The organism is Pseudomonas sp. M2(2023) (assembly GCF_030263955.1).
Taxonomy (GTDB): domain Bacteria; phylum Pseudomonadota; class Gammaproteobacteria; order Pseudomonadales; family Pseudomonadaceae; genus Aquipseudomonas; species Aquipseudomonas asiatica.
The window spans coordinates 2,531,536-2,554,892 of the sequence record NZ_CP127114.1 but is presented as its reverse complement, the minus strand read 5'-3'; the positions used below and the strand labels follow the sequence as shown (position 1 = coordinate 2,554,892).

The window sequence follows — 23,357 nt, the reverse complement described above, 5'->3', positions numbered from 1 at the left end:
GAACGAGTCAGCCCGGCTATTTAGCGGACAGGCATCTCGCGCAGCGGCGCACGGCTGCGTTGCTGCTCCTCCCAGCCCCCAACCAGGCCAACCGGCACATCGCTCGGTGCCAGCGGCTGGCGCCCGCGCACCAGGTCGGCAGCGCGTTCGGCCAGCATGATGGTCGGCGCGTTGAGGTTGCCATTGGGCTCGCTCGGGAACACTGAGGAGTCGATCACCCGCAGCCCCTGCAGGCCATGCACACGCAATGTCGAATCGACCACTGCCATGTCATCCTCGCCCATCCGGCACGAGCCGCACGGGTGCATGGTGCTTTCCATGTTGGCGCGCACGAATGCGTCGATCTGTTCATCGGTCTGCACCTGCGGCCCGGGTGCCAGCTCCTCGCCGCGGAAACGGTCCATGGCCGGCTGGGCGATGATTTCGCGGGTCAGCCGCACACAGCGGCGGAAGCCCTCCCGGTCTTCCTCGCTCTCGAGGTAGTTGAAGCGGATTTCCGGATGTTGGTACGGGTCGGCCGACAGCGCCCGCACATGGCCGCGGCTCTTGGGCTTGTTGGGCCCGGTCAGCACCATGAAACCATGGCCCTTGAACGGTTTGTCGCCGTCATAGCGCATGGCCGCCGGCAGGAAGTGGAACTGGATGTCCGGCCAGCGCAGGCCCTTGGATGAGCGGATGAAACCGCCCGCCTCAAAGTGGTTGCTGGCGCCCAGACCGTCCTTGAACAGCAACCAGCGCAGACCGATCATCGCCTTGCCCAGCAGGTTCATCTTGCCGTTGAGGGTCACCGGCTCCTTGCACGCATACTGGATGTAGATTTCCGAGTGGTCCTGCAGGTTCTCGCCCACCCCAGGCAAGGGGTGGCGCACCTCGATGCCAGCCTTCTTCAGCACGGCCTCGGGGCCGATGCCGGAGCGTTGCAACAAGTGCGGCGAACCGATCGGGCCGGACGCCACCAGCACCTCGAGGTTGCACAGGACCTTGTGGGTCTGGCCGCCGTGATCATATTCCACGCCAACCGCCCGCTTGCCATCGAGCAGGATGCGCCGGGTCATGGCATGGGTGATCACGGTCAGGTTCGGCCGGCTCATGGCCGGGCGCAGATAGGCGTTGGCCGTGGACCAGCGCACGCCATCCTTGACCGTCATGTGCATGGCACCAAAGCCTTCCTGCATGTAGCCGTTGCAGTCGTCGGTCTTGATATAGCCGGCTTCGGCACCGGCCTCGACCCAGGCGCCGTACAGCGGGTTCTGCATGTTGTTGCCGTTGTTGGTGGCCAGCGGCCCCATGCCGCCGCGGTAGTCATCACCGCCAAACTTGTACTGCTCGGCACGCTTGAAGTACGGCAGGCAGTTACGGTAGCTCCAGTTCTTCGCCCCCAGGCTTTCCCATTCATCGAAGTCGCAGGCATGGCCACGGATGTAGACCAGCCCATTGATCGAGGACGAGCCGCCCAGCACCTTGCCCCGCGGGCAATGCAGGCGGCGGTTGTCCAGGTGCGCTTCGGCGACGGTCTCGTAGCGCCAGTTGTACTTCTTGGTGTTCATCGGCAACGAGAAGGCACTGGGCATCTGGATCAGCACACTGCGGTCGCTGCCGCCGAACTCCAGGACCAGCACCGAGGTACCGGCGTCTTCGCTCAAGCGGTTGGCCAGGACGCAGCCAGCAGAGCCTGCGCCGATGATGATGTAGTCGTATCGCTTGGTCATGGTTCTAGTCCTGTACACGAAGGCCGGCAGCCTGGATGTTGTGTTCATTGCGCTTTGGGTAGCCGCCCCAGCCCAGGCGCGCCGCCAGCAGCCGGGTCAGGCCGTAGTGCACCAGCCCGGCCAGCAGGCAGGACGGCAGCGAGGCGGTGGCGAAGGTGAAGAAGTCGGTATGGGCCAGCGTCTGCGGGTTGAACACCACCACATAGATCGCGAAGCCCGCCACCAGCGCCAGCAGCGCGATGGGGTTGAAGCCTTTGCAGTAGCGCAACGGCGATACGCTCTGTTCGGCGTAGAGCTGGCGCAGGTTCAGGCGCTGCTTGCGCAAAAAGAAATAATCGGCGATGCCGATGCCGGCCAGGGCGCTGTTAAGCGCGGATGTCCACACCAGGAAGATGAAGAAGCCGTCGTAGATCCCCGGCAGGAACATCACGATCAATACCGGGATGATGCAGAACAGCCCGATCAGTACCCCCCAGCCCACGCTGCGCAGGCGCTCGCCGGCCAGCTGGCGCAAGCCGATCACCGCGGTGTAGAGGATGTTGACCATGCCGGTCAGGTTGGCCAGCGCCAGGAAGCTCAGGGCGATGACGCCGAACCCCATGCCGCCGGCCAGGCGCATCCACGCGGTAGGGTCGCTGCTGCCCAGGGTAGTGGCGGCGAACAGGCTGATTGACTCGCCCAGCGACGCCGCAGCGAAGATGCCCACCAGGTTGGGCCAGAAGGCCGTGCGCTGGTTGCTGCACAGGCGCGACAGGTTGCCGATGTAGGGCCACCAGGAGAAGCCCGCGGCGATGTTGATCTCCACCGCGACCATGAAGTTGACGTGCGGGTTCTCGAACGGTGGCTGCAAAGGCGGCATGGCCAGCAGTTCGTCGAAGCTGTAGCGACCGGAGATGAAGTACATCAGTGCCAGCATGATCAGGATCAGGCTGGGCGCGATCACCGCGCTCAGCCGGCGGATCATGTCCGGCCCGCGCATGGCCACCAGCGCCGCCAGCACGATGGCCAGCAAGCCTCCCGCGGTTACCAGCCAGCCATCACCGTTGGGCTGGCTCTGCTGTACCAGGGTTTCCAGGTTGTCCAGCGCCCGCCCGCACATCAGCCCCAGCACCGCCAGCCAGCCCATGGTCAGCACCACCACCGAGAGGAAGTACACCAGGCGGCTGCCATTGAGGCCGAACATGCTGCGCAGGAAGGTGAACTGCTCGACGCCGTACTTGCCACACGGCAGGCAGGTGGACGACGCGGCGAGGACCACGCCGATGATGTTGCCGATGATGATTGCGGCAATCCCTTGCAAGGGCCCGACGAACAGCGCGGTGGCGCCGCCGATCAGGAACACCCAGGTGGCCACCGCCAGCGCCGAGTTGGCGTAGGCAAACCCCCAGAAACCCCAAACCCGCTCATTGGGCAGCAAGGGGGTGTCGCCACGTTCCGCGCTCAGGCGAAATTCTTGCTCGCGGGAAGCACTCATGGCTGGCCTCCCAGGTAGTACGCGCCGGCAACCATCACCAGCGTCAGCAGGGCCAGTGCCACCACGTCGGCCACCGTCAATGCGCCCGGCCAGTGCGCTTTGTTCTCCAGTTCTTCATAGGCGCGCAAGCGCCTTTCCAGGTCTTGCGCTCGCTCGATATCCACTTGGCTGTTCATCGGCATCACCTCGACAGGTTCTTGTTTTTGAAATTCGATGCATTCGATAAACCTGCGCCGCTCGCCAACCTTCAGCGGCGCAGGACGGCCCTGTTACCTCAGGGCAAGGTGATCCAGACCGCCTTGGTCTCCAGCAGGAACTCCAGTTGTTCTGCGCCCATGTCCTTGCCATAGCCCGACTGCTTGTAGCCACCGAACGGCATGGACGGGTCCAGGGTGCTGTGGGCATTGACGTACACCGTGCCCGCACGCAGGTGCGGAATCAGCCCATGGACCTTGCCCAGGTCGTTGGAGTAGATCGCCGCCGCCAGGCCGAACTCCGAATCGTTGGCCAGGGCCAGCGCTTGTTCCTGGGTGTCGAACGGCTGGGTCACCAGCACCGGGCCGAAGATCTCCTCGCGAACCACGCGCATGTCGTTGCTGCAGTTGGCGAAGATCGTGGGCTGCACGAAGAAGCCCGGGCCGTCGAGCGGCTCGCCGCCGTAGTACACCTGCGCGCCTTCGGCCTTGCCCAGGGCGATGTAGTCCAGCACCCGCTGCTGTTGCTGGAGCGACACCATGGGGCTTATGAAACAGTCCGGGTCCAGGCCCGGGGCGATCTTCAGGGTGGCGGTGTACCTGGCCAGCGCTTCGAGGAACGCCGGGTAGACACTGCGTTCGACATACGCACGGGTGCCGGCGTCGCACACCTGCCCGGAGTTGAAGAACACCCCGTTGGCCACGGCTTGCGCCGCTGCCTCGATGTCCGCATCGGCGAACACGAGCACTGGCGACTTGCCGCCCAGCTCCAGGGTCAGGCGTTTCATCTGGTCCATCGCCGATTTGCCCACCGAGCAGCCGACCGGTGTCGAACCGGTAAAGCTCAGCTTGTCGATGCCCGGGTGACGGGACATCGCCTCGCCGACCACGCTGCCGCGCCCGGTCACGATGTTTACCACCCCGTCGGGAATACCCGAGGCCTGCACCAGCTCGGCAAAGCGCAGCGCCGACAACGAAGTCAGCTCTGCCGGCTTGACCACCACCGTGCAACCGGTCGCCAGCGCCGCGCCGAGCTTCCAGGCCATGGTCTGCAGCGGGAAGTTCCACGGCACGATGGCACCGACCACCCCCACCGCCTCCTTGCGCGTGTACGCCAGGTAGTTCCCTGGCAGCGAAGGCTCGACCGTGCGGCCGTGGATCTTGCTGGCCCAGCCGGCGAAATAGCGCAGGGTATCGACCGTGCCCTGGATATCGACCGCCCGTGCCTGGGTGACCGACTTGCCCATGTCGATGGCTTCGATCTGCGCCAGTTCGTCGCCGTGGGTCTCGATCAGGTCGGCCAGGCGATGGATAAGGCGCTCGCGCTCCAGTGGCTTGAGCTGGCTCCAGGCACCGCCATCGAACTGCGCACGTGCTGCGCGCACGGCACGATCAAGGTCATCCGCAGTGGCCATGGGGATGCGCGTCAGCACACCCTCGGTGGACGGCTCGAGCACCTCGGCACTGCCACCGTCGCTGGCCTCGAGCCAGGCGCCGCCAATGAACATGCGCTGCGGTTTGCCGAGAAAGTGCTGGGTCGCCTCGGATACACCAAAGGCCTGCAAGTAGTCTTTTACCTTGTGGTCCACAGGACAGTCTCCGAGTCAGCGGGCTTTGGCGCGCGCGTGGAAGATGAAGCCGATGCTGTTCATCAGCAGTTGCGCGGCGAGGATCGAGGTCATGCCGGTGGGGTCGTAGGCCGGGGCCACTTCGACCAGGTCCATGCCGACAATCCGGCCGTGGCTGCGCTGCGCCAGTGCCTGGATGATCTCCAGCACTTCGTAGTACAAGAATCCGCCATGGCTCGGCGTGCCGGTGCCAGGGGCGATGGACGGGTCGAAGCCGTCGATGTCGATGGTGATGTAGTAGTTGCGGCCTTCGGGGATTTTCGCCAGCACGCCCGCGCAGCCCAGGCGGCGCACGTCACGTACCGACAGGATCTGCGAACCGGCCTCACGTGCGGCATCGTAGTCGTCGCGGTTGGAAGACGACACGTTGCGGATGCCCATCTGGGTCATGCCGACAATGTGTTCCAGCTCCGAAGCGCGGCGCAGCGGGCTGCCGTGCCCGTAGCGCACGCCATGGCGCTCGTCGACGAAATCCAGGTGGGCATCGAAGTGCACGATATGGATCGGCCCATGGCCTTCGAACGCCTTGATGACCGGGGCGTGCACCGAATGGTCACCGCCCAGCACCACCGGCATGGCCCCCGCTGCAAGGATCTGCCGCACCGCCGACTCGATGTTGGCGTTGCTGCTGGCCATGTCGGTGTGCACGATATCGGCATCGCCAACGTCGACCATGCGGACCTGGTCTTCGGTCAGGTAGGTGGCGTCATCCTCGAAGTCGTAGGCGCCGGCATGGCCGAAGGAGAACAGGGTCGATGCCTCGCGAATGCCGCGGGGTCCGAAACGTGCCCCCGAACGCCACTGGGTGCCCATGTCGTTGGGCGCACCGAGGATTGCCACATCGGCGTCGATCGCCGCCCAGTCGGTGCACACCGGGGCCTTGGCAAACGTGCAATGGCCCACGAAGGGCAGGTTCAGGCGGCCGGACTCGTAACCGTGCTTTGCCATGTTCTGGTTTCTCCAGTTCTTGTTCTGTTTCAGGAGACGGGGCGACTGCTCGACCACCGTTGCGATCCACTATGGCAACCGTGCCAGCGAGGAAAAATGCGCAAGTGCAGATACATACATCGCCCTATCCGAAGTATCTGCCGGTGGTTAAACCCGGCGATACCAGGCATTGCAGCGGCCAGGTACTCATGGTTAGCTTGCGCGACAAGAACAATGCACGGGTGTTCATATCAGCACTGGCGATGTGACACCCGACCGGGAGGCTACGGTGATCCAGCTGCACGATGTCGACCTCAAACTGCTCAGGGTATTCACCACGATCGTCAGGTGCGGCGGCTTTTCTGCGGCACAGGCCGCGCTCAATGCCGGCCAGTCGACCATAAGCGAACAGATGTCGCACCTGGAAACCCGCCTGGGGGTCAAGCTCTGCCAGCGCGGGCGCAGTGGCTTTCGCCTGACCGAGCAAGGGGTGGCCATCCATGAAGCGACCCTGCGCCTGCTCAGTGCCGTGGAAAGCTTCTGCATGGACGCCGACGTGCTCAAGCAGCACATCAGCGGCAAGCTCAACCTGGGCATCATCGACTCCACCCTGACCGACCCCATCTCGCCTCTGCCGCGCACCACCCAGCGCTTTGTTTCGCGTGGGCACGATGCCCACCTGCACATCTATATCGGTGCCCCGGCGGAACTCGAAGAGCGCGTGCTCGACGGAAGGCTGCACCTGGCCATCGGTCACTTCCCATTGCGGGTCGCGGGGTTGTCCTACCAGCCGCTGTATGACGAGGCCCTGGGACTCTACTGTGGCCGGCGCCACCCGCTGTTCGCCAGCAATGCGAGCAACGGTCGGCTGATGGAGGACGTGCGCCAGAGCCGGATCGTGGTACGCGGCTACATGCAGCAGTACGACCTGGAGCAGTTGGGCATCACCAAGGCCGATGCGACCGTGGAGAACATCGAGGCAGCGGCGATCCTGATCATTTCCGGCGCCTATATCGGCTTCTTGCCAGTGCACTTCGCCGAGCAATGGATCAAGACGGGCGACATGCGTCGCCTGGGTGCCAGCCTGCTGGACCTCTGCTCGCCGTTCGATGTGGTCACCCGCCGCGGTGTATCGCGCCCACCCATCCTGCAGGCGTTCCTCGAAGACCTCGATGCCTGCGCCTCCCAGCCCGGCTCCCCCTGATTCACCCCGCTACTCGAAACGGACGATCCCCACCCGCCAATACTGCGCTACCGTCGTTGCCCCCCTGCCCGCCGCCCCAACATCAATGACTGGAGAACCTATGAGGGTATTGGTAAGCGTCAAGCGAGTGGTCGATTACAACGTCCCCGCCTGTGTCGCCGCTGACCGGCTACAGGTCGCAGGTAGCTGATCGCGTCCGACCGCTTTTGACCCATTGCAGCCGTTCAGCACTGCCAGAATTCACCCATAACGGACGTTGGAGGTGTGTGTAACCTTCCGTATGCCTGACGCCTGATCAATATCCACCGTTCACTTGAGGTACTCCACCACTTTTGACTAGCAATCGAACTAAGTTTTTATGTGTTTAGGGAACCGAAATTGATCAGCACGAAAATATTTCACTAACCCCAGCAACTGCTTTTCACCTAAAATTAGCCATGCCGCTGAAAAACTGATAGCTGCTTGAGCTTAATATGTTTTTCCATTATAGAGTCGCCAACCCTGTCATGCATTCAGCGTTTACTGTAATCGCCTCTTAAAGGAATGAGCGATGAAAATCAACATGTATCGGGAGCTTGAGGTTTTTCGTGCCGTAATGCTTGCCGGAAGTACAAGCATGGCCTCGAAAATGCTGGAGATTACCCAGCCAGCTGTAAGTCAGCAAATAAAGAAGCTTGAAAGCAAGTACGATGTTGTGTTGTTTGAGCGTAATCGCGGGCGTTTGGTTCCTACCCGCGAAGCACATGCCTTAATGGAGGAGGTTGAGACTTTCTTCAACGGCTTGGCGATGATTGATCACAAACTTCGGTCGCTGAAAAGCAGTGTAAAGTCGAGTCTACGTCTTGCTGTGCATCCCGCGTATGGAAATTTCTTGGCTCCAATGGCCATTGCACGCTTTCGTCAGAAGTTTGATGTGCCGGTGTTCTTTGAGGTATGCAGCTCAGCCAGCGCTTACCAACGGGTACACTCTGGTGAGATTGACTTCGGCATAATTGCAAACGAAATCGAAACGAAAGATTGTGAGCAGTACAACTTCTGCAGTGCTAGAGGATTAATTGTTTCACCACCTGGCCTTATAGGTGGACACGTTAAGGAGCTAACGACATCTGATTTGCTAAAGTACCCATTCGTGGCCATGAACGCTGAGGATCACACGCGCCTAGAGCTTGAAGCACATATGGGCGCTGCGGCAAAGCAACTTGATATTGCCGTACAAACCCCCTATGCCCTGACGGTTTGTGAGCTGGTGGCTCAAGGCGTTGGCGTCGGCTTGGCGCATCCTATTGTGGCGTCTAGCTACCTGCCTGACAAACTAGAAGCAAGGTTGCTTGATAAAGAAGTGCGTTTTACGTCAAAGTTGATTTTTCGGAAAGATTCAAGGCTGTCTTTGGAAGCAAAGGAGCTGATACGTCTACTGAGGATCCAATTGGAAGGCGATATCAAGCGCTTGGATAATCTACTTGGATTCAGCGTGTTGGATTGAAAAGGAAGTCCGTTTCCTTTTGCTGGGTTTAGTGCAGGAGGTATTTGATGATATTCTGTACGCCGTTGAACAGACAAAGCAGGCCGATGGTCAGTACGAAGTAGTTAACCAATCCGCCTCGCAGGTGTTGGAGTTTTGGCGACTTGTAAAACGCATACTGTGGCAGGAAGTACACCACAAATACGCTGACCGGCACCATGAAGTATTTGATCAACATGATGATGTCGAGGTTTGGAATGGCGGGGATCACGGTAATCGCGAAGACCAGCGTCAGGATAATGGCCTTCATCACCCCACCGTCGACAAACTCGGTGCTGCTGCCGAAGTAGTTTTTCGCAATGCCCTTCAGGCTTTCTCGGGTAGCCAGGTACTGAGCCAGGTACGCCTTCAAGGCTGCGAAGAAGATGATGATCTGGGAGCTGATTGCCAGCCACGGATTATCAAATTTTCTCGCCATGTAGGACAAGGCTGTCAGGTTCTCGCCACGAGCTGCCTGAAGTTCCTGTGGCGAGAGGGCGAAAATGCAGCTCCATGCAAAGAACACCACAGTCACCACGACCACAACGATTGCGATCAGCAAGGTACGTCCGATTCGCTGCTGAGCTTCAGAGCCATAATGCTTCTTGTAGTGCGCAACGAAGCTCGAAACGATTGGTGTGAAGCTGAATGCGTAGATCACCATCGGCAACGACGACCACACCGAGCCCATGATGCCGCTCACTCCACCATAGTCATGCGCCGTGACCATGAACGATGTGTTCCAGTGTGGAATACCCATCAGGCCAAAGAAGATGAGGGAGAAAATGAACGGGAATACGATGAGCCCGATGGCTTTAACAACGAAGGTTGTTTTGCCTTGAGCGATCAGAAGCGCCGTTAACGTAACTCCGATTACGACCAGCGGGCGGTTCAACCCAGGGATACCGAGCTGAGTATTGAAGAAGTCGATGAAGGTGTTTGACATGGTGATCGCGTAGACGACAAGTGATGGGAAAATCATCATGAAGTACGCAATACTCAGCACTCTAACGGCGCGATCCCCGAGCAATTCCCTCGTAGTGTCGACGATATTACTGGTGGATTCGGCTATTACGGTACCACTTGAAATATACTGGCAAAGCACTCGATAGCTGTAGTAGGTAATCGGGAATGCGATTAGCGTCAGAATAAGCATTGCCCAAAAGCCCGACAGCCCAAGGCTGATAGGCCAGAACAACGAACCTCCCCCGACGGCGCAGCCATAGATGCCGAGAACCCAAAGAAAATCATCTTTCGTGAAGCTTTTCTTACGGATTTCAGGTTTTACCGCCTGCATCGTAATTTCGGTCATTTTATGTCGTCTCTTGTTCTTTTTGTGGTCATATGATCAAAGCTTTTTGGTAAAGCTTACTGAGCTTGATTGAGTGCCTTTTCCAAATCCTCCAAGAGCAAATCTACTGGCTCCAGGCCGATAGATAGCCGAATCAATGAAGTGTTGATTTTATTGTGTTGCCGACCAGCCATAACTTGCTGTGGATAATATGCAGCGAGGCTATGTGTACCGCCCCAACTTGCACCAATTGCAAAGGTGCGAAGGGCATCAAAGAAGTTGCCAATACGCTCGTCTGATTTGAGCGAGAAGGAAAACAGCGATCCTGGGCCGTTGAACAGGGTTTTGTACAACTGGTGATCTTCAGCACTTTCCAATGCCGGGTAGTACACCTTTTCAACCAGCGGGTGGGATTCCAGCCAGTTGGCGATAGCGAGTGTGCTCTTGCTCTGGTGCTCGAGCCTCAGTGGATAAGTCTCCAGGCCCCGTAGGGTCAGATAGCAATCATCCGGACTCACGTACATACCCAGTAGGTCTTGCTGCAGACGCATGCGTTTGTAGAGCTCTGTGTCGTTGGTCGTGACGCTTCCCATCAGGAGGTCGGAGTGCCCGCTGATTACCTTCGAAAGCGCCTCGACAACCAGGTCGACCCCATGCGTAATGGGCTGGAAGTTAAGGGGGCTCGCCCAGGAGTTATCGATCAGCGTGAGGATGGAATGCTTCTTCGCAGTCCGCACGATGCTGTGAACGTCCTGCATCTCCATGGTGATCGACCCAGGAGATTCCACGAGAATCAGCTTGGTGTTGGGCTTGACAAAGTCCTCGATGGCCTGTGGCGATCCATCTGGGAGGAAAGTGACGTCGATACCGAACGAGCGAATGTTGTTGGCGAGGAACTCGCGAGTGGGCCCATAGCAGTTGTCTGGTGCGATCACGTGATCGCCAGCCTTCAGGAAGCTCAGCAGGACAAGTACCAGGGCGGCCTGCCCAGAAGGCAAAGCCACGGTATGTGCTGCACCGTGCAGCCTAGAGATTGCCTGCTCCAGCTCACGGTTCGTCGGGGTTCCGGTCAGGCCGTAGCTGAAGCCATCAGGCTGACGCTCGCGACGGTTTGCAAAGTCGGCGAAGTTGTCAAAGACGACTGTGGACGCCCGGTGAATGGCTGGCACGAGGCTTTTAAACGGTTGGGTTTTCATTTTTTTCATTCGTTTCGAAGGGGTGGGCAGAGGCTATTCCCCGACCTAGAACGAATCAATATTCTGTGCTTATAGGGTGATAAGCGTGGCTTATTGAATGTCGATGTTTTTGAATGAAGTCAGAAGGTAGAGTTATCCACCTGAACACTCAGGTACTACCTATGCTTCTTTACATATATCTAATGGCGATCACCGCAGAAGCGATGACAGGGGCGTTGTCTGCTGGGCGGAGAGGCATGGATTGGTTTGGCGTAATACTGGTGGCTTGTGTAACAGCGCTAGGCGGTGGGTCGGTACGAGACATTTTACTCGGTCATTATCCGCTTACTTGGGTGAAACACCCCGAGTATCTGATTCTCACCAGTATTGCAGCACTTTTCACGGTCATGATCGCACCATTAATGAGACGCTTGAGATCTCTATTTCTGGTTCTGGATGCAATTGGCCTTATTGCCTTTACTTTGATCGGATGCCAGACCGCTCTCGATATGGGGCATGGATTATTAATTGCTTCCTTGAGTGGCGTTGTGACAGGTGTTTTTGGTGGCGTACTTCGCGATATCTTTTGCAATGATATTCCACTGGTGTTCAGGCGTGAGCTCTATGCAGGTGTTGCATTCGTTGCTTCTTGGTTCTACTTCGCCTGTGACTGCTTAGGGTTTTCACATAATCAAGCGATTCTCCTCACCTTCCTAGGAGGTTTTGCTCTCCGGCTTTTGGCTATTCGCTTCCACTGGGAAATGCCAAAGTTTCAATATAGCGATGAAAGATAGTAAACATGTCCAATCTGAGGGTTTTATGCTAAAGCATTTAGTGTCAGAAAACGCACCTGGAGCCGTCGGCGCATATTCTCATGCCGTCAAGGCCGGCGACATGCTGTACCTCTCTGGTCAGTTGCCTTTGGATGCCAGCACCATGCAGCTGGTTTCGGGCATCGAAGCGCAGATCCGCCAAGCTTTCAAGAATGCCGAGACGCTTATTTTAGAGTCCGGCGCCGAGATGAAAGACGTGGTTAAAGTAAACGTTTTTTTAACTGATCTTTCATGTTTTGCGCTGGCAAACTCGGTTATGGCTGAGTTTTTCGCCGCGCCGTATCCCGCTCGTGCTGCAATAGGTGTCGCAGCTCTGCCCCTGGGGGCTGAAGTAGAAATCGAAATGATCGCGCTGGTCAGGAGCTAACATTGTGCCCTAGTTAATCCATGCATTAGGCGTAGCCACGAATCTACGCCTTTATGCCATGCTATATGCGCATCGGTAACCAATCTCAAATTTTAGAATCTGGCGCTGTTCGATACAGGCCGCATAACGGAAGCACAGATGAGCATTGGCCTTCATTCCCTGCATGGCTTCAACAAAGTCTGCATAGAATGCCGTTAGGATGAAGTTTCGCTGTGTCATATTTTTTCCCTTTGCTGCCCTCAGCGAAAGGCAGCTTCGGGTCGAAAGCACCCCTTCGTGAAAGCATTCCCAAACGGCCCCAGCCCTGCCCCGTTATCGGCCACACAACCGTGGAGGTACACTAAAGTCCAGCGAGGGCCTGTTCGAAAGCTGTCAGAAATCGCCGTTCTCGATCGCGCATTCTGATGAGGGTATCGAAGGGTATTTCTGGGGGTACATTTCTGCTTCCATCAAGCAAAAATGCCGCCCCAGAGCCCTGTCCAAATATTCTTCGGGGACCCTGAAACATTACGTTCCTGCCCACTCATTCGACGGTTTGCCGGGCTACACCCGAGCGCTGCTGAACTGTTTGTCTCTACCGCTAACCGGCAACGCTTGACTCTACCGTAAGGGGCAGACTTTACCCTTGGCACTTCATTACCTGGAGTTTGTCATGAAGAGCAAACGCATGCTCGTAATCCTCGGCCACCCTTCGAACGACAGCTTTTGCGGCGCTGTGTCCGAACGTTACGTCGAGGCCGCCACGCAAGCAGGCCATGAGGTGCGCTTGCTGCGCCTGGACACCCTGGTTTTCGATCCGGTCTTGCACGATGGCTATAACCAGGTCCAGTTGCTTGAGCCCGATTTGATCGCCGCACAGAACGACATTACCTGGGCCGAACACCTGACATTTGTGTACCCGATCTGGTGGGGCGGCATTCCGGCGTTGCTCAAGGGGTTCTTCGACCGCGTGTTTCTGCCCGGTTTTGCCTTCAAGTACCGCAAGGGCTCGCCCTTCCCGGATAAGCTGCTCAAGGGTCGCACGGCTCACCTTTTGGTGACCATGGACACGCCGCCGTGGTACTACCGATGGGTGTATCGCATGCCGGGCCTGCACCAAATGCGCAAGACCACCCTGGAGTTCTGCGGCATAAAGCCCCTGAAAACCCTGACCTTCGGTCCGGTATTGGGCTCCAAGCCGGAACAGCGTGAAGCCTGGCTCAAACAAGTCCAGGCAGTCGCCAGCCGCTGATCGGCCCCGGTCGTGCCGTGCCCCTGCACTGCCCAGCCGAGCCTACCTGCTGCGACACCTTGTCCAAACTGGCTTCCAACCCCCTGACGCTTGTGCAAAGATGTCGCGCGCCTGTGCGAGCGCGCGACATCTTTTCGCTTCTGATGCGTCAAAAAGGGATTTTCATGTACATCGGCAAAGCCGCCCAGCTGTCGGGCACCACCGTCAAAAGCATTCGACATTACGAAGAAATCGGCCTGTTGCCCCCCCCGCAACGCGAAGGCAAGTACCGCATCTACAGCCAGCAAAGCGTAGAGCTGCTGACCTTCATCAAATGCGCTCAGCAACTCGGTTTCAAGCTCAAGGAAATGCAGGCCATTCTGCAGGATCATCGCGGCCAGGAGCTGCCCTGGGATCTGGCCATGCAGGCCATCGATAACAAAAAGCAGGAATTGATGGGGCAGATCCAGGCGTTGCAGAAAGTGCATGACGGCTTGGTCGAGTTTGAGCTGAGCCTCAAAGATGCTCAGATGCAATGCCAGTTCGAACACCTGGAAAAAGCCCGCTGAATCCGCACCGCCGCCGCTGAACGGCCATGGCGCCCCGTGCCGTTTTCAACACGCAGGCGCCCCGGCGATTTAGCCTGGCACAGCCTCACCCCGCGGCTGCTCGCCCTCTTGCACTGCTGGCTGCGGCACAATCGAGGCAAAGAACCACGGCGAAATCAGCGTGACCAACAAAATGGTCATGAAGCCACTGGATGACAGCGCCAGTATCACCAGTACACCCAGGTCAATGACGGGTTTGTAGGCGGAGAACAGCAGCGCGACAAAGCCCATCGAGAAGATCACGACATTGACCACCGTCGAACGCCCGACGCCCTGCATGGCCGCCAGGATGGCCTCGTCGATCTCGGCGCCCTTCTGCACCAGCATCTTGATCCGTGACAGCAGGTGAACGGCGTAATCCACGACGCCCACCACCAGGAACGTCACCAGTGTGGTACCGATGTTCAACTCGATATCCAACAGGTACATGCTGCCGTACACCGTCACCGACGTGGTCAGCAACGTCAGCATGCCGAGGATGCCCAGGCGTACTGACTTGAGCCAGAACATCATCATCAAGGTCACGGCCAGCAACGCCAGCGAGAAGCTCAGCACCTGACCCTGGGTGATTTCCTGCAACACCCCGGTCCATATGTACGGCGTACCGGCATGGGTGACTTGCAGGTTGGCCGGTTTGTTGATCGCCAGCCAGGCGTCCAGTTTATCGAGCATCGCCTGGTAATCGCCCGCCACAGAGGAGGTCATGGTGAACAGCGTCACCGCCTTCGAGTAATCGGCATTGAGCACGTTCTGCAAGTCGGTGCCGCCACCGTTTTCGAACATCATGATGTGTTGTTCGATGAGCGAGTTGCCATCGACATCGAAGGTCTCCGGTTTCCCGTCATCATCGACCACCGTCACCTGCTCCACCGCCTGCGGCACCCGCAGGAAAGCAGGGTTCATGTCGTTGAGCACAAGGTTCATGCGCTTGATGTAGGTCGCCACCGAATAGGTGTAACTCACGTTCGGCTGGGCCCTGATGAACTGGTCCAGACGTTCCAGGAACTGCACGGTTTCAGTGGTCAGCGCGCCACGCGGAGTCTTGGTGTCGAAAGCGATCCAGCCCGGCGAGGTACCCGCGACCCCGGCCAGGTTGATGAACTCGTCGGACATCCGCACCGGGCTGTCCTTCTTGAAGTAGGCAATACCCGAGTCTTCGATATCCACCTTGAACGTGAACACCGTCATCATCGCCAACAACGGCAGGGTCACCAGCAATACCGGCTTGCGCCAGCGAATCAGCCAGGCACAGAACACCACCAGATAGTGGGAGATCAGCGACTCTTTGAGTTGCACTTTGCGCGGGACGGCATCTTTGCCCCAGATCGAAATCCACGCCGGGATCAGTAGCAACGAAATGATCAGCGCCGCCGTCAGGCCGATGGACATGAACACGCCAAAGTTGCGGATGCTGACAATGTTGTTGGTGGTGGAAATCAAGAACGTCGCAATAGTCGTGACCGTTGTCAGAACGACGGGCGTGACCATCAGGCGCTGGGTTTCTCGGTTGGCTTCGCGGAAAGACTTGCCCGAATTGAGCTGTTCGTAATACTCGGCCATGACGTGGATCGCGTCGGCACAACAGATGGTGAACAGGAACACCGGCAACACACTGGTGAGCAAGTCCATCGGTACACGCAGCAGCGCCATCAGGCCAAGGGTCCAGATGGTGCAGAACAGGATATTGAACAGCGGCAGCACCACGCCAAGTGGTTTGCGAAAGAAGAAAACCAGCAGAGAAGTCACCAACAGGAACACGATCGGGAACAGCATCGCCAGGTCGTGATCGATGATCTCCTGCTGGGCCGCAATGAAGATCGGCATGCCGGCGATGAACACCTCATCGGTGAACTCCGGGTGAGCGGCCTGGTACTTCGCGATGATCTCGCGGACCTGGTGATAGGCACGCAACTGGGCCTGAGCGTCGTCCTGTTTGGTGCCCAGTTCGGCGACGACCATGGCGACTTTCTTGTCCGCCGAGACGACGCCACCAACCATCTGCTCGTTGCCCATGATCTGCGCTTCGACCTTGCTCGGGTCCATATCCAGGGCGTGCAGGGTCTTGTGGATCCACAACTCGCCATCGGCACTCAAGCTGATGTTTTCCAGGTCAGCCATCGAGGCCATTTCCTGGATCGGGTTGAGCCGCTCGGCAAGAAAGCTCAGGAACTGCAGGTCGTGGCTGTCCCAGTGCCGGGCAATCCCATGGTCGCGCAGCGCTTTGGCGGCAGCGTAATCGTTCTGCGAAAAACCTTCGGCGAGGATCTGCACCAGCAAGGCCTGGGCATCGGGGTCGCCACTGTGGAGGCCAACGATGCGCTGCAGTTCCACACGGTCCTCATCGTTCGCCAGCATCAGCCGGCGTATGGCCTGGGACAACTCGAACTGCGCGTTCAGCGACGTGGTGTTGAAGACACTCTCGGGGTTGCTCAGCGCCACCATGACCGAGTCATATGTGCCTGTGAACTCGCGCTGCAAATCAATGATCGTCTTGCGCGCCGGGTGAGTGTCCTTGAGCAGATACGGATTGGTGTCCGACATCAGCGCGCCGAGGGTGTAGGTGAAGTAGGCGGTGATCGCCACCAGCACGAACACAATTGCCCGCGCATAGCGCTCGACGAAGTTCAGGTATCTTTCCATGAATGAGGGTTCCAGATGAATCGAAAGCGGCGCTTAGCGGGCAGACACGGTGTATTCCGGCAAGTCGCCGGCTTTCAGCCCACGCTTGATCGCGGTCTGCGTGAACAGGCGGTCGTCTAGTGCGACGTTGTACTGCAACTGGTTGAAGCGCAGCTGAGAGCGCGTACCGGCGATGAAGTCTTCGGTTTCGCTGAAGGTAATGCTGTCGATCTGGTCGATGGTTTCAGTCTTCAGAGTGCGCATCTGCTTGAACATCACACCTTTTACATCGAAGAAGTCCTGGCGCAGCACCAGTGAGTTCTTCTTGTCAACCCAGACCTTGAGCTTGTTGTAGCCGGTCTTGGCCAGCACGGCAGGCGTCGCCGGCTCACGCTCGATCACGTAGCAATCGCGGCCCTGCAACTGCTCTTCGCCAACCAGCGTTTGGCGATAGTCTTCGGCGCGAATCTTGTCGAGGTCGGCATAGGAGTAGTCGCTACCCATGAACGCCCCGCGTTTGTCGGTGGTGGAAATCCTTCGGGTCTGTCGGCTGACCGGCAAATACATCCATTGGCTGTCTTCGAGGCCCAGGGCCTCGCGCGGGTTTTCGATGTGGAAGGCGACGTCACGCACATCACTCGGCGCGGAGAAATACATGGTGAATTTGTCGCTGTCCGGGTAATCCTTTTGCAGGTAGCTGAACTCGCGGATGCGGCTGTTACCTTGCTTGTCGATCAGGATCAGGGACACCTGGGACATGAAGCTCTTGCCGTCATCGCGGTCCCGGGCCTGGCGAATGATGTCGTCGGCCGTGCGTGGTTCAGCTGCCATGGCGGCAGCGGCGCTCAGCAACAGTGCGCTTACAGTCAGGGTCTTGAAGATGGGCAACATCGCGATTTCCTTTTCATTGTTTGAGTGGTTCGCACACCGGGACCGGTGTGGTCAGAACAGATAACCGGCGGACAAGCGCACCTGATCGCGGTTGGCGTAAGCACCGAACTGGCGGTCGGGCTTGCCGAAGAACACATCGACTTCGAGCCCCAACTTGAGCCAGTCCACCGGTTTGTAGGTGAAGATCCCCTGAACGAAACTGTCGTCCTGCGCTGGCGGCGACATGCCGAAAACCAGGCGGGTCTTGAGGCGATCCTGGAACTGCGAGCCTTCGGCAGACACGGTGAACAGGTCGTCGCGTTTGTCCTGGACCATGCCGGGCTGCCAGTCGAGCAGCCGCTGATGTTGCCACTGCGTCGAGATCAGCCAGTCCCGCAACAGGTAATCGACGCCCAGCAGCGACTTGGTCATCGCCGTCTGGTCGCTGCCGTAAGCGCGGTAAGGATTGGTGACGCGCCAATTGTCGAAGTAGGCGACTTCACTGCGTACCACGATGCTGTGGCCGGCATCGATGGCCACACTGGCGCCGCCCATGGAATAGCGCGGGAATTGCCGTTCGAGGCGAATCAGGCCCTCTTCGGTCTGGCCTTCGACGGCGTAAACCGGGTCCTGCTGGCGGGCGTTGAGGGCAACGAAGCTGACATCCACCGTGCCGATCCGGCCGTTGGCACTGGCGCCATAACCGAAGCCACTGTGACCGTCATAACCGGGCCGCGAATCGACCACAAACATCTGCGGATCGGGTGTGGCAAAGATCGGTGCATCGAACTCGCTGCCGACGGCCGGCGCCTGGTTTTTCACGAAATCAGTGATCACCAGCGCTTCGAGCTCCCACTCGGCGACCGGCTGCACCAGGCGAATCATCGGCACCGCGATGCGGCTGTCTTCCAACAGACCGATCACCCCCTCGCGATAGTCCAGCGGGTTGATCTGATCGAGCACCCGTAATTCATCTGCACGCCCCCACACCACCTGCTGCCAGCCCACCGTCAGCTCGCCGTCACCGACGTAGAGCCCCCAGTAAAGGTGCCGCCAATCGGCGGTCGCCCGGTAATCGTCCCGGGCTTGCGCACTGTAGGGGTTGTTGCCGTCATAACGGAAGTCGTAACGGGCTCGGCCCTTGGCCTTGTAGTAGCCGCTGTCCCAAGCATCCTCCAGGCTGAACTTGAGGTACACGGCCTTTTGCGTGACCTGGTCGTCACCGTGCAGACGCACGGCCGTGGCAACGCCGATCTCCGCTTCATGATGCTCCGGCAACCACTCGGCGATCGCTACCGGCGAGCCGAGGCTGACCAGCGCGGCCAAAAGGCCGCGGTTCAATCCCAGTCGAGCCATGGCTACATTCCCAACCCGGCACCGCCGTCGATCATCAGGCTTTGCGCTGTGACACCACTCGCCTGCGGGCTCGCCAGATAACGGACCATGGCCGCCACTTCGTCACCCTGAATGAAGCGCCGCAGGGGCAACTTCTTCTTGGCATTGCGCAGGATTTGCTCATGGGTGATTCCGGCGATGCGCGCCTGAGCCGCCAATTCGCCTTGCAGCATCGGGGTATCGATCCAGGCGGGCAGGATGGCATTGACGGTGATTCGCCGTGGCGCCAGGTCCAGCGCCAAGGCTTTGGTCATGCCGATGATGCCGTGCTTGGAGGCGCAGTAAGCGGTGTTGCGGACCTTGCCCGCTCGGCCGAGGATCGACGACATGTTGACGATCCGCCCACCATCCGCCATCAGTGGCAGGCACAACGAGGTGACGTAAAAGGTGCCGTTGAGGTTGATCGAAATCACCTTGTGCCAGTTGTCGAGGTCTTCGGGCTCGTTCTCGTCGCAAACCCCGGCGCTGTTGACCAGCACATCGACAAAGCCGACCCGGTTGGCCAGGCCCTTGAACAGAAGTTGCAGGCTGGCCAGATCGGCGATGTTCGCTTGATGGGTTTCGATGCGAGCGGCAAATTCGCCCTCGGTGACCCACCTCTGCAAGGTTGCCAGATCCCGATCAAGCAAGATCAAAAGGTGCTCGGCCTGGGCTGCAAAACTTTCCGCGACGGCGCGGCCAATACCATTGGCCGCGCCGGTGATCACAATCGTGCGTGCCTGGCTCATAGCATTTTCAATCCGCCGTTGACGGACAACACTTCGCCCGTGACGTACAGGCCGCGCTCGGCCAGATACAGCACCGCGTCGGCAATTTCTTCAGGCCGGGCGAACCGTTTGATCAACAGCCGCGACTGGATTTCCTGCTCATGGGCGCCGACCAGGGCTTCGCTCATGTCGGTGCTGACGATGCCGGGCGCCACCGCGTTGACCCGGATGTTGCGCGGCGCCAACTCCACCGCCAGTGCGCGCGTCAATGCTTCTACACCGCCTTTGGCCGCGGCGTAGTTGCTCTGGCCCTTGCCGGGCTTTTGCGCGGCCACCGAACTGAGGTTGACGATGCACCCGCTGCGTTGGCGCATCATGCAGGGCAGCACCTGCTGACAGCACAACAACGTGCCGATCAGGTTGGTCTGGATGACCTCGGTGATGTCGCTCAACGATTGCGCGGCGAGCAAACCGTCACGGGTAATACCGGCGTTGTTGATCAACAAGTCGATACGCTCGAAACGCTGCTCGACCCGTTCAAAAAACGCCTGAATGCTCTGCGCATCCTTGACATCACACTGCACAGCCAGGCACTCCCGGCCGAGCCCTTCGACCTGTGCCTGCAAGGCAGCAGCTGACGCCTCGTCACGGACATAACTGAAGGCAACCTGATAACCCGCGCCGGCCAGGGCCAGCACGACGGACTTGCCAATGCCGCGACTGCCGCCGGTCACGACGGCTATTTTCTGAGTCATGACCGCTCCTTAAAGCGAGTTTTGAGTTTTGAATTGCGCGAGGGTGAAGCCGTGGGTCGCGGCCAGTGCGCGGACCTGCTGAACTTGCTCACGGCTGATATCGCCGTAGGAGCCGTGCTGGCTCATGCCAGACAAGCCCATCAACACCGACTCGGCCATGCACGCATACAGCTGACCTTTTTTCAGGTATGCCCGCACGTTGGGCGCCAGGCCGTCGTCGAACGGCGTCTGGACGATGCCGCCGTGCATGTAGAGCACGTCTTCGCGTTGGCTCGGCATGTCTTGATGAACGTTCAGCGGCACGGCGATATCGCAAATCACGCTGCGCTCGGCGAAATGTTCGGCGCCGAGGAATGGCTGAGGCGCATTGGCCGCGCACAGGACAACCCGTGCGCCCTTGAGGGCGTCGAGATCGTTGGTGACCGTGATGAAGGCGTTCGCGCCAAGGCGCTCATCCACCAGACGGGCGATGTGCAAACCGAGGTCGGCTTTTTGTCCATGTGAGCGCAACAAGTCACAAAAACCATCAAGGCTCAGCAGTCGCTGCGCCAACCGGTCGTGTTCGGCTGTGCCCTTGAGGATCGAACGGGCCGCGTCGGCGTAAATCAGTTGGGCAGTTTTCTCCAGGCGCCGAACCGAGCCGTCACGACCGCTGCCAATCAGAATCAGGTGATCGACGGTGGCGGACAGCACCGAGGCATAGGTCGAGGCAACGTTACCGGCGGCACCAACAACGGCAGCGGTTTGCTCGCGCAGTGCCAGGCCTTGCTGTACACAGCCTTGCTCGATGGCTTCGAGCCCCATGCCGATGGTCAGGGCATTGCCGGACGTCAGCGCCATGTCGGCAATCTTCAGCGCCTGACAATTGTTGGTGACGATCGAGGTGTACATCCCGAGGCCGGCGATGCTGCAGCCATCGGCGCGGGCATCGGTGACACGCCTGCCGACTTCTTCGCGAATGCTGTCCAGGTCACCGCTGAGGATGTACTCGGCCATGGCATCCGAATCCATGCACAGCGGGTACAACGTGAACTCCACCGCCATGCCCAGGCGCGACCGAATGATCACCGGGCCGACTGGCGCAGCGCGGCGTTCAGGCTTGGTGCGGTTGATGAACGTGCGTTTCTGTTCCGGGCTCAGGGCTGCCAGCGAGGGATCGACGTCACCGAGGATATCGGCATCGATCAGGTGGTTGATGAACGCTACCCGGGCGACGACTTCGACCTTGGCATCGATGTTTTCAACGGGCTCGGCCATCCGAAAATCGTCCTGACGGGCTGGCACGGCGGGAATCGAGTCCGCGCAGATACCCGCCGCCAACGGCAACGCATCGCCACGGCGCAGCATGTCACAGACCCGTTGCAAGGCACCGATCAGCCCGTCGATTTCGCTCAGGGTGATACAGGCTGGCGGCTCCAGGCGAATCACGTTGGAGTTGCTGCCCGACGGTGCTACCCGCAACGCTTCGAATTGCAACAGGTAGCCGGCGATCAAGTAACCCAAGGCATCGTTGTACTGGGCCGACGCCTGTACCAGCGAGCTGCTGACACTCAGGTCGTGCAATTCCAAACCCACCAGCAAGCCGCGCCCGCGCACGTCGGCGATCACATCCGGATAGGCCATCTTCAGTTCATTGAGCGAGGCTTTGAGGTAGGCGCCCTTGGTGCGTATGTCTTTGAGCATCGCGTCGTCATTGGCGAACAACCGGCGCAATGCCGACAGCGCGATATGGCAGGACGGATCGTCCTCGGCGAAGGTCGAGCTGTGGATGTAGCTGAACTCGCCTTCGTAGTGGCTGCTGCGGATCACCGTCGCTGCGATTTTCATCAAGCCGCCGCCGAGGGCCTTGGACAGGCAGTAATAGTCGCCTTGCAGGTTGAACTGGCTGCTGGCAAGAAACGTCCCGGCGCGACCAAAACCTGACTGCACTTCATCGATGACCAGCGGGCACTGTTGCTCGTTACACAGCTTGCGCAGCCCCAGGTAGAACTCGGCCGCGAACTCGTTGATACCGCCTTCACCCTGAATCGGCTCCATCAACACGGCGGTAATCGCGCTGAACGGCAGTTTCAGCACGTTCAGGTGTTCGCCGTCCCATTGCAGGCTCAGCCAATGGTGCGTGTGCCGGGCCGGCAATTCCTGCAACTGATGGGGCTGCTGGGGGTCGATGAACTCGACGTTCAGACCAAAACGGGCAAACGGCGCGCGGTACTGACGGCCATAGGTCAGTTGCACGGTATTGACCAATTTGCCGTGGAAGCTGCCGCGCAGGGCGATGAATACCGGTTCGATATGCAGCTGCGCCAGGTTGTGTTGGCGAACGGCCTCAACCACCTGACGCAAGGTCACGCTGTTCAGTGTGGCTGGCAGGACACCTGCAGGCAGGTCGAGGTCGGCCACATCCAGCTCGCGATAAGCGCGTTCGCTGGCGGTCAGGCTGGCCAGGGTGAAATCGATGTCGTCGAACTGCTTTTGCAGGCTCTTCTGGCGACGGAACTCCGCGTGCTTGACGGCGATTTCCACCGCCTCTGCGCCACTGTTGGAGAAAGTCGAAATGTAACGTTCGGTGTTCTTCAGTTCGCGATTGAAGGCGTCGCTGAGCTCTCGCCCCAATTGCCCGGCCGCACCGCGGATCGACATTTGTGCGTTGAACGGCACGTCGCTGCGCAGCAGCGCACAGAGCTGATCGACAAACTGTGGGTCGTTGTGGCCGAACAGTGCCGCACCGTAACCGCCGAGAAAGTCGGTGACCGTGACCATGTCGCCCTTGGGGTTGCGGTAGAACAACTGGCTACCGAGGGCGCGCTGAAACTCACACTCCAGGCCCAGTGCCTGGAGCAGGCCGACGAATTTGGGCCGAACGAAATCGCGATAATCCATGACTGTCATA

Annotated in this window: 19 protein-coding genes; 6 read left to right on the top strand and 13 right to left on the bottom strand. The window is 59.1% G+C overall.

Annotated elements, in window-relative coordinates:
- Positions 1-20 precede the first annotated feature (20 nt).
- From betA to speB, 5 genes are all read right to left on the bottom strand, one after another.
- Entirely contained in the window at positions 21-1,709 is a 1,689-nt protein-coding gene (betA, locus tag QN085_RS11795) for a choline dehydrogenase (protein ID WP_041506064.1), read from the bottom strand.
- 4 nt (positions 1,710-1,713) lie between these two features.
- On the bottom strand, positions 1,714-3,183 hold the full coding sequence (locus QN085_RS11790) for a purine-cytosine permease family protein (RefSeq protein ID WP_023662747.1): 1,470 nt from the start codon (positions 3,181-3,183) through the stop codon (positions 1,714-1,716).
- Positions 3,180-3,359 (bottom strand): hypothetical protein, encoded by a 180-nt coding sequence (locus QN085_RS11785; RefSeq protein ID WP_031325569.1) that lies wholly within the window; start codon positions 3,357-3,359, stop codon positions 3,180-3,182. The genes QN085_RS11790 and QN085_RS11785 overlap by 4 nt, the downstream gene beginning before the upstream one ends.
- A gap of 98 nt (positions 3,360-3,457) precedes the next feature.
- Positions 3,458-4,966 carry an aldehyde dehydrogenase family protein gene (locus QN085_RS11780; RefSeq protein WP_023662745.1) on the bottom strand — a complete coding sequence of 503 codons (1,509 nt, stop codon included), beginning with the start codon at positions 4,964-4,966 and terminating at the stop codon, positions 3,458-3,460.
- Positions 4,967-4,981: 15 nt separating this feature from the next.
- On the bottom strand, positions 4,982-5,953 hold the full coding sequence (gene speB, locus QN085_RS11775) for an agmatinase (protein ID WP_023662744.1): 972 nt from the start codon (positions 5,951-5,953) through the stop codon (positions 4,982-4,984).
- 268 nt (positions 5,954-6,221) lie between these two features.
- On the opposite strand from speB, the gene QN085_RS11770 reads away from it, so the two are divergent.
- Both QN085_RS11770 and QN085_RS11765 read left to right on the top strand, forming a co-directional pair.
- Positions 6,222-7,136: a LysR family transcriptional regulator gene (locus QN085_RS11770; RefSeq protein WP_023662743.1), complete on the top strand. Its 915-nt coding sequence runs from the start codon at positions 6,222-6,224 to the stop codon at positions 7,134-7,136.
- A gap of 550 nt (positions 7,137-7,686) precedes the next feature.
- Positions 7,687-8,619 carry a LysR family transcriptional regulator gene (locus tag QN085_RS11765; protein ID WP_023662742.1) on the top strand — a complete coding sequence of 311 codons (933 nt, stop codon included), beginning with the start codon at positions 7,687-7,689 and terminating at the stop codon, positions 8,617-8,619.
- 28 nt (positions 8,620-8,647) lie between these two features.
- Here QN085_RS11765 and QN085_RS11760 read toward each other — a convergent pair whose 3' ends face one another.
- Positions 8,648-9,949: an SLC5/6 family protein gene (locus tag QN085_RS11760; RefSeq protein ID WP_023662741.1), complete on the bottom strand. Its 1,302-nt coding sequence runs from the start codon at positions 9,947-9,949 to the stop codon at positions 8,648-8,650.
- A 56-nt stretch (positions 9,950-10,005) separates the two neighbouring features.
- Positions 10,006-11,124: a trans-sulfuration enzyme family protein gene (locus QN085_RS11755; protein ID WP_023662740.1), complete on the bottom strand. Its 1,119-nt coding sequence runs from the start codon at positions 11,122-11,124 to the stop codon at positions 10,006-10,008.
- A 161-nt stretch (positions 11,125-11,285) separates the two neighbouring features.
- Between QN085_RS11755 and QN085_RS11750 the strand changes: the two genes are divergently transcribed.
- The 4 genes from QN085_RS11750 to QN085_RS11735 all read left to right on the top strand — a co-directional run bounded on the left by QN085_RS11750 (position 11,286) and on the right by QN085_RS11735 (position 14,082).
- A complete protein-coding gene (locus tag QN085_RS11750; RefSeq protein ID WP_023662739.1) occupies positions 11,286-11,897 on the top strand; it encodes a trimeric intracellular cation channel family protein in 612 nt (203 codons plus the stop codon).
- 25 nt (positions 11,898-11,922) lie between these two features.
- Positions 11,923-12,303, top strand: coding sequence for a Rid family detoxifying hydrolase (locus tag QN085_RS11745; protein WP_023662738.1), 381 nt, complete (start codon positions 11,923-11,925; stop codon positions 12,301-12,303).
- Positions 12,304-12,955: 652 nt separating this feature from the next.
- On the top strand, positions 12,956-13,534 hold the full coding sequence (locus QN085_RS11740; protein ID WP_024086893.1) for an NAD(P)H-dependent oxidoreductase: 579 nt from the start codon (positions 12,956-12,958) through the stop codon (positions 13,532-13,534).
- A 164-nt stretch (positions 13,535-13,698) separates the two neighbouring features.
- Positions 13,699-14,082 carry a MerR family transcriptional regulator gene (locus QN085_RS11735; protein ID WP_003256870.1) on the top strand — a complete coding sequence of 128 codons (384 nt, stop codon included), beginning with the start codon at positions 13,699-13,701 and terminating at the stop codon, positions 14,080-14,082.
- A 69-nt stretch (positions 14,083-14,151) separates the two neighbouring features.
- Here the strand turns inward: QN085_RS11735 and QN085_RS11730 are convergent, their stop codons facing one another.
- The 6 genes from QN085_RS11730 to QN085_RS11705 are packed head-to-tail and all read right to left on the bottom strand — an operon-like array spanning position 14,152 to position 23,347.
- The gene (locus tag QN085_RS11730; RefSeq protein WP_041506068.1) at positions 14,152-16,761 is read right to left on the bottom strand and encodes an efflux RND transporter permease subunit; all 2,610 of its coding nucleotides are present in this window, start codon (positions 16,759-16,761) and stop codon (positions 14,152-14,154) included.
- A gap of 33 nt (positions 16,762-16,794) precedes the next feature.
- On the bottom strand, positions 16,795-17,631 hold the full coding sequence (locus tag QN085_RS11725; RefSeq protein WP_023662734.1) for an outer membrane lipoprotein-sorting protein: 837 nt from the start codon (positions 17,629-17,631) through the stop codon (positions 16,795-16,797).
- Between the two features lie 51 nt (positions 17,632-17,682).
- On the bottom strand, positions 17,683-18,966 hold the full coding sequence (locus tag QN085_RS11720) for a DUF1302 family protein (protein WP_023662733.1): 1,284 nt from the start codon (positions 18,964-18,966) through the stop codon (positions 17,683-17,685).
- Between the two features lie 2 nt (positions 18,967-18,968).
- A complete protein-coding gene (locus QN085_RS11715; protein ID WP_023662732.1) occupies positions 18,969-19,733 on the bottom strand; it encodes an SDR family NAD(P)-dependent oxidoreductase in 765 nt (254 codons plus the stop codon).
- On the bottom strand, positions 19,730-20,467 hold the full coding sequence (locus tag QN085_RS11710; RefSeq protein ID WP_023662731.1) for an SDR family NAD(P)-dependent oxidoreductase: 738 nt from the start codon (positions 20,465-20,467) through the stop codon (positions 19,730-19,732). The genes QN085_RS11715 and QN085_RS11710 overlap by 4 nt, the downstream gene beginning before the upstream one ends.
- Positions 20,468-20,476: 9 nt before the next feature.
- The gene (locus QN085_RS11705; RefSeq protein WP_031325564.1) at positions 20,477-23,347 is read right to left on the bottom strand and encodes an aminotransferase class III-fold pyridoxal phosphate-dependent enzyme; all 2,871 of its coding nucleotides are present in this window, start codon (positions 23,345-23,347) and stop codon (positions 20,477-20,479) included.
- Positions 23,348-23,357 lie beyond the last annotated feature (10 nt).